The sequence below is a fragment of the Rathayibacter sp. AY2B3 genome, from assembly GCF_002931755.1.
In the GTDB taxonomy this organism is placed as follows: Bacteria; Actinomycetota; Actinomycetes; order Actinomycetales; family Microbacteriaceae; genus Rathayibacter.
The window spans coordinates 26,504-33,919 of sequence record NZ_PSUG01000041.1; the positions used below are offsets into that span (position 1 = coordinate 26,504).

Below are 7,416 nucleotides of genomic sequence, written 5' to 3' on the forward strand. Positions count from 1 at the left end.
TGCTTCCGATCGCGTCCGAATACAATCGGCGTCGGATCGATCTCGGCCAATCCCCACACTTGCCGGTGAGCCAATTGCCGAAGCGCTCTCCTTGCATCGAAATTGTCGGCGCTCCTCAGCGGGAATGCCATCATCGGACACGCCGCCTCACCGGAACAGCAGGTGAACGCCAGCCGCGCCGTGCTCTGAACGGATCCGAACCGGTTGTCGAGAATCCGAGATGTCGCGTCACTCGATCAATAGGTCAAGGGCGCTTCTGGCAACATCGATGAACTCAAGCGCCACATCGCGAGCTGCACTTCGCAGACTCGTCGAATCAAACCAAACATGTACGGTGCTTTGTTTCTAGGCGCGAAAATTGGCGCGACGACCGACGGCGCGAACGACGAGATACAACCGTGCATGTATGTTTGGTTCATGGTCTTCGGAGTGCTCGTCCTCGTGTTCGCTGCTGCTGCCGTCGTCGCAGCCGTCGAATGCGCCGCCCGAGGGCGACTCGGCCCGAACAACCTGGTCGGGATCAGAGCAGCCTCGGTCATGGCTTCCGATGAAGCCTGGCAGCGGGGCCATCAGGCAGCCCGACCCTGCGTGTGGATCGGCGCATTCTTGGCAGTCACGGGGGGCTCGCTCAGCCTCGTGGTCGACCCCACGCACTCGAACGCGTTCGTGCTCGCAGGCCTGTCGGCGTTTCTGATCTTCGTGCTGCTCGGAAGCGCGATCGCCGTGCGCGCGGCACGCCAGGTCCCCCCGCCGGGCGTCGACGACGACCGGCGAGAAACGCCCCTCCCCTAGCGTCCAGCACGATGCACTCCGGGAGAGCACCATCCCTGTCGATCCGGTGACACCTTGGCTGATCTACGGCACGGGCTCGGTTGCAGCGGAACTCGCGATGCAGGCAAGGCGCCGGGGCATGCCGTTCCTCCTCGCCGGGCGCGACGGCGCGAGTCTCGACATGCTGGCTGACCGGTACGGCGTCGCGAGGATGCAGCTCGACCTCCGGCAGCGTGCGAGCTCCCTGACGCAACACCTCGACGGCGTCAGCGGGGTGCCCAACGCAGCCGGACCATAGTCCTCCACCGCGCAGCCGCTCATGGAGGCCAGCGCGGAAGGTTGCGTCTCCTACGCTGACCTGTCGAATGAGGGCCGCACACACGAGTACGCGTGGAAACGGGATGCCCACTGGCGAGAATGCGGCATCGCCGTGGTACCCGGCGCGGGGTTCGGCACGTATCTGGCCGAAGTGCTCGCCGAGCATGCGCTCCGAACGATAGACCAGCCGCAGAAGGTCAGCCTGACGAGCCTCGCGAGTGGCAGGACTTCGAAGTCACCAGGCGTCACAGCTTCGTCGCAGGCAGTTCTCGCTTCAGGAAGCTGGCGCTTCCGGTCCGGGACGCTGGTCAGGCTGAGAGGTGGAAGAGCAGTTGAGACCTCTGAGACGAGCTCTCACCTGACACTGCACACCGGCGACCTGTTCGCTCTGCGGAGGACGACGGCGGCGACCGACATCCAGGTGTTCGCCGAGCTCGGGTTGCCTCGCGGCCAGCTCCTCCTGCTACTCCCGCTCCTGCGAGTGCTGTCTTCGCTGCACCCAGTTCGCCCTCTCAGGCTTCCATCACATCGGCGAACGCGGCCTCGGATGCTCAAGTCGACCGCGAACACCATCATCAAGTCTCGTCTCCGAGTCACCGTGGAAGGCAGCGCCGGCGATCGTGCATCGTTCGTTCTGACTGCTGGGTCTGGAACAGCCTTTGCGGCTGCGATCTGCCTGGAAGTACCGGCAGCCCTCGCAGCCGAGGCACGGTCCGGGTGCATGACGCCGCTCGAGATCCTGGGATCGAATCCGGCGAGACACCTTCCAGGCGTGCACATATCACCAGACCGATCAGAAGATCCGAAGGGACGAGATGCACCACTTTGATGGGCGGCCTTTAAAGGAGATACTCGGCAAGGAGTCCGGCCGATACTTCGGTTCGGGTCATCGACACATCAGGCATACCGTCAGCCAGGTGGCCGAACACGTCGACGGTGACAGGATCCGACTTTCGGCGGTTAAGCAGGCGATCTATCCGCCCCGCTGGTCGCTGGACGCGGCAGGAGATCCCCGCGAGGTGCATCTCAGTTCTATCGATGCGATCAGCCTGGCGCTGAAGACCATCAGCCTGTGTGAGATCACGAATCGCGGCGCTTGGTGGGAAGGGCCGTTCGATGTCACAGGGTTCTCAGTCGTCGCCGGACGTGTGGCGACGACTGATGTGGGCTCTGTCACCATCGGCATCACGACCGATCACGGCGGACCGCTCGTCAGCACCAAGTCATTGCGGGCTCGTATCGGCGGACTGAACGTCGACTTGGAGTGCGCCCCGAGCCGAGCCCGACCGGGCGCAGCCGAGGCGGCACCCGGCCTCACCCAGGCGGCAGCAGGCGACTCGATCCAGATGTCGTCCCACGTCGATCGCGTGGACCTCGTCGATGGACACCTCGAGACGTCCCATTCCGTCACATCATCCCAGGCAGGGTACTCAGCCGCCCCGCCCCGCCTTGACGCCGTCGATGAACTCGTCATGTTCGGTCAGTTGGCGCAAGTCCTCATCGACGCCGTCAATGACACCAGCCGCTCCGCTGTACCGAACCTCTGGCTCAGGCGCGCCTCCGTCTCTCGGACGCCCGCTCCGTCCGGCGGCCAGGCTTGATTCTCCGCTCGCACGTCCGTGCGCAGGAACGCCGAGGTCGTCATCGGCGGCCGAACCCTCCGCGACGTGAGGTTGGTCTCGACATCCGAGCACGGTGCGAGCGCCAGCGCGGCGTTCGGCTACTCAGCGTGAACCCTCCCGAACGGGGACCAGACGGCAGAGACGCTGAACCATGGGCCGATAGAGTGGCTTTGGGATCAGTCGGAGGTGCGCGTGGCACAACAGGAACGCGGGATCGCCACACGAGAGGCGATTGTTCTCGGTGGGGCGAAGGTGTTTGCGCGCCTGCACTACTCGACCGCTCGCGTCGCCGATATCCTAGAAGCAGCATCCGTCACGCAGGGTGGTTTCTACTTTCATTTCCGCAGGGGCAAGATCGAGGTGGCGGAGGAGATCATCCGCCGCCAGGACCAGGGCTTCATCCTCCTCCGGGATTCGATTCTGGAGTCGGGCGACGACGGCCTCGCTTCACTGCTCACGCTGTCCCGGTCCCTCGCGAGAGCAGTGCAGCACGATCCAACGGCGCAAGCAGGCCTGCGTCTCGTCGCACAAGCCTCATCTGAATTCCCCGGCGTTGCGAAGTTGCCGGATCCAGTCTGGCTCGACGCGATAGCGTTGTTTCTCGAACAGGCACGAGCTGAAGGCAATCTTCGCGCCGAGGTCGATATCCCGACTGCCGCTCGAGCCGTCGTCTATATGTTCACCGGCGCGCAGACGAGCTCGTTCGTCTCGAACGGTTGGCGACACCTGGAGGCGAGCCTCGAGGCGACGCATTGGTTCTCCATGCAAGCGCTCGCCACGCCGGAGTACCTGGCGACCACGAAGAACGCCCTCTAGTGCTTCGCCCGCAGGCATGCATGCGAAACAGCCGCACCGACATCGCCCTGACGCCTCGCTTGTTGCGGCTTTTCCGGCAGCCAGCCCGTTCGAGCAGGCCGCGCAGGGCGGCAGCTCCGACGCCGACCGCGACGCCGAGGAAGGCTTCGTGGAGACTGAACCCGAAGTCTGTGCCAACCCGACCTCGTATGGCCGCCGGGCACTTCCTGCGCGGCGAGGGGCCACCGAATGACCCCATCGAGGCCTCAGATCCGCGGAATCACGCGGGCATGTTCGGAGCGACACGTTGTGCTGGAAACTGCGGCGACACTTACGTGGGAAACCCGCTGATCCAGGGGGCCTGCGGCGACATTTCGCGGGCGCGTTCACAGACGTGAAGGGCGCCGCTGCCGTCCCCGAGCCCGTCGACGTCCCGCTGGGCGGCGGGTCGATCCGCCTGGGCCAGTTCCTCAAGTTCGCGGGGATCCTCTCGGGCGGCGAGGCCAAGGAGGCGGTCGCCGAGGGGATGGTGACCGTCAACGGCGAAGTCGATCTGCGCCGCGGGCGCCAGCTCGTCGTCGGCGACGTCGTCGGGTTCGACCGGAACCGCTTCCGCGTCTGCGAGTGAGCGCGGCCGCGCCTCGACGGGTGCGATCGGCCGAGACACCGCGGAACGGATGAGACGCCGCTCAGAGGCGGGCGCGTCGGCGTGTTGAGCGGTGGCTCGGCGCACACTGGCTCCTGGACATCCCGGGACGACAGGAGACGCGCGTGCAGCTCGGCATTCACTTCATGAACTTCACTCTGCCCGGGGGGAGCGCGCAGATCGCGCCGATCCTCGGAGCGACCGCGCGGATGGCCGAGGACGTCGGCTGCGCCTGGTTCACCCTGATGGACCACTACTTCCAGATGGAGCACTTCGCGACCAGCGAGGATCCGATGCTCGAGGGCTACACCTCGCTCGGCTTCGTCGCCGGGCGGACGGAGAAGATGCGGCTCGGGCTGCTCGTCACCGGCGTGACCTACCGCCACCCGGGACTCCTCGCGAAGATCGTCACCACCCTCGACGTGCTCTCCGGCGGACGCGCGATGCTCGGCATCGGCGCCGCCTGGTACGAGCGCGAGCACCTCGGGCTCGGCGTGCCGTACCCGCCGCTGAAGGAGCGGTTCGAGCGGCTGGAGGAGACGCTGCGGATCTGCCGTCAGATGTGGAGCGACGACGACGGGCCGTTCGAGGGGACGCACTACCGGCTCGCCGAGACGCTGAACCACCCGGCTCCGATCCAGCAGCCCGGCCCGCCGATCCTCATCGGCGGCGGGGGCGAGAAGAAGACGCTGCGGCTGGTCGCGCAGTACGGCGACGCCTGCAACCTGTTCGGCACCGGCGCGGACGACGTGGCGCACAAGCTGGACGTGCTCAAGCGGCACTGCGACGACCTCGGGCGCGACTACGCGACGATCACGAAGACCATCACGGGGGGCGGCGATCCGATCGGCGACCCGGACGGCTTCGTCCGCGCGATGGAGGAGTACGCGGCGCTGGGGATCGACCACGTGCAGCTGGCGCCGGCCGGGCCGGATCCGGAGGGGTACGTCGCCCGGCTGGGCGAGGGCGTGATCGAGCGGGTGGCGGCTCTCGGCTGAGCAGTGCCGGACGGCGCGGCGGCGCGGGTCGCTCGACGAGGTCCGCGGTGGAGGCCGGCGTCGGCTCCGGTCGACCGTGTCCGCTCCGGTCCGCCGGCACCGGGCGCTGCTGGCCGGGGTCGGCTCCGGCCCGCCGTCACCGGGGCGAGGACTCCGGAGGCGGGGGTGTCGCGGAGCGGAGGACACCGTCGGCGGATCCTGCCCCCCGTCAGGGTCGCGGCGTAGACGCGGGCGAGAAGCGCGACCTACGTTTCGAGCCTCCCACCTCGGGTTATTGAGCTCACGCTGACGTGGGCAGATCGCTGGCCTCATGCCGCACGTGTCCTCTCGCACCTCGCTCCGCCGTCATCGGCAGAACCGCAGAAGAGGGGCGATCGGGACGGGTGTCGTCCTCGCCGTCGTCGGCGCCGCGCTCTTCGCCGGCGTCTCGGCGCAGGCGGCCACTGCTCCCGACCTCGGCACGGCGGAGGACTACTCGGTCCTGGCCGCGTCGACCGTGACGAACACGGGGTCGAGCGTCCTCGACCAGAACGTCGGGGTCAGCCCGCTGACCGCCGTCACCGGGTTCCCGCCCGGGCGGACGGACGGAGTGATCCACCGCGGAGACGCGGAGGCGGCGCAGGCCCAGGCCGACGTGGGCACCGCCTACGGACAGCTCGCCTCGCAGGCGACGACCGCGCAGATCGGCGCCGAGATCGGCGGCCGGACGCTGAAGCCCGGGGTCTACACCGCGGCCGGACCGGTCGGAGTGACGGGGACGCTCACGCTCGACGCCGAGGGCGTCAACGAGGCGGTCTTCGTGATCCGCGCCGCGTCGACGCTGACGACGGCGTCGTCGAGCTCGGTGGCCCTGATCAACGGGGCGCAGGCCTGCAACGTCTACTGGCAGATCGGCAGCTCCGCGACTCTGGGCACCGACTCGGACTTCGTGGGCTCCGTGCTCGCCTCGGTCTCGGTCACGGTGACGACGGGCGTCTCCGTCGAGGGCCGCGCACTGGCCCGCACGGGGGCGGTCACGCTCGACTCCGATGACTTCACCGAGCCGGGCTGCGAGCCCTCCGACGGTGGACCGTCGCCGACGGCGACGCCGACTGTGACCCCGACGGTCACGCCCACGGTGACGCCGACGGTGACGCCGACTGTGACGCCGACTGTGACTCCGACTGTGACGCCGACGGTGACGCCGACTGTGACGCCCACGGTCACGCCGACGGTCACGCCGACTGTGACCCCCACGATCACGCCGACCGTGACCCCCACGATCACGCCGACGGTCACGCCGACGGTGACCCCCACGGTCACGCCGACGGTGACCCCGACGGTCACGCCGACGGTGACCCCGACGGTCACGCCGACTGTGACCCCGACTGTCGCCCCCACGGTCACTCCGACCGTGACTCCGACTGTCACCCCCACGGTCACTCCGACCGTGACCCCGACTGTCACTCCGACGGTGACTCCGAGTGTCACTCCGACTGTGACCCCCACGATCACGCCGACGGTGACCCCCACGGTCACGCCGACTGTCGCCCCCACGGTCACTCCGACGGTCACTCCGACGGTGACTCCGACGGTCACGCCCACGGTGACTCCGACGGTGACGCCGACGGTGACTCCGACGGTGACTCCCACGGTCACGCCGACCGTCACTCCCACTGCCACCGCGAGCCCGACCGCGACGCCCACGCCGACCGCGACCACAGCGCCGCGCCCGGCACCCTCGCACGCAGCGATCGTTCCCGCCGCCGGCTCGAACGGACCCCGCGGACCGGCCCTGGCCTCGACCGGAGTCGATTCCGCAGCGACGGCGACCGCCGGAGTGCTCGGTCTGCTCGCCCTGGTCGGCGGCGGCCTGATGCTCCTCACCCTCCGACGCCGCGGTGAGCGCACCGGCAGCTGATCCCGGATGACCACCGGCAGCTGATCACCGCCAGGCCGTGCGTCGGACTCCCGAGGGGTCCGGCGCACGTCTGCGCCCACGACTCCGCTCCGCTCGTCTAACGGGCGTCTCTCGGATGCCCGCCCGACCTGCTCCTCCGTCGCTCCGCCGCTCCGCTCGGCCGCTCCGCTCCGCCGCTCGAACCACCGAGACGCCCCGGTGACGGCGGTGTCTCGGGTCACAGGGTGGCGTCTCGGCGGAGCGCGCCCGCGAGAACGCAGGAGTTGTCGTACTCGGCGTCGAGTGCGACAACTTCTGAGGACTCGCGGCGCTGTGGTCGCGGTCGGCGTGGGCGTCGCGGTCGGGCTCGCGGTGGCAGTGGGAGTG

6 protein-coding genes are annotated in these 7,416 nt (G+C 68.4%); all 6 read left to right on the forward strand.

What is annotated here, in order from left to right:
* Nucleotides 1-327 precede the first annotated feature (327 nt).
* The 6 genes from C5C24_RS13525 (at nt 328) to C5C24_RS18465 (ending at nt 7,050) form a co-directional block, all read left to right on the forward strand.
* On the forward strand, nt 328-792 hold the full coding sequence (locus tag C5C24_RS13525) for an SdpI family protein (RefSeq protein ID WP_104305210.1): 465 nt from the start codon (nt 328-330) through the stop codon (nt 790-792).
* Nucleotides 793-1,904: 1,112 nt separating this feature from the next.
* On the forward strand, nt 1,905-2,690 hold the full coding sequence (locus tag C5C24_RS17705) for an AvrD family protein (protein ID WP_146082623.1): 786 nt from the start codon (nt 1,905-1,907) through the stop codon (nt 2,688-2,690).
* Between the two features lie 213 nt (nt 2,691-2,903).
* Entirely contained in the window at nt 2,904-3,527 is a 624-nt protein-coding gene (locus tag C5C24_RS13540) for a TetR family transcriptional regulator (RefSeq protein WP_104266558.1), read from the forward strand.
* A 373-nt stretch (nt 3,528-3,900) separates the two neighbouring features.
* Nucleotides 3,901-4,134 carry an RNA-binding S4 domain-containing protein gene (locus C5C24_RS13545; RefSeq protein ID WP_104281893.1) on the forward strand — a complete coding sequence of 78 codons (234 nt, stop codon included), beginning with the start codon at nt 3,901-3,903 and terminating at the stop codon, nt 4,132-4,134.
* 143 nt (nt 4,135-4,277) lie between these two features.
* A complete protein-coding gene (locus tag C5C24_RS13550; RefSeq protein WP_181135540.1) occupies nt 4,278-5,150 on the forward strand; it encodes an LLM class F420-dependent oxidoreductase in 873 nt (290 codons plus the stop codon).
* Nucleotides 5,151-5,469: 319 nt separating this feature from the next.
* Complete coding sequence (locus tag C5C24_RS18465) at nt 5,470-7,050, forward strand: ice-binding family protein (protein ID WP_258065256.1); 1,581 nt, start codon at nt 5,470-5,472, stop codon at nt 7,048-7,050.
* Nucleotides 7,051-7,416 lie beyond the last annotated feature (366 nt).

What these genes read in the sequence shown, in the direction of transcription:
- C5C24_RS13525 (WP_104305210.1), top strand. Translation starts at nt 328, where the DNA reads ATGTACGGTGCTTTGTTTCTAGGCGCGAAAATTGGCGCGACGACCGAC.
- C5C24_RS17705 (WP_146082623.1), top strand. Translation starts at nt 1,905, where the DNA reads ATGCACCACTTTGATGGGCGGCCTTTAAAGGAGATACTCGGCAAGGAG.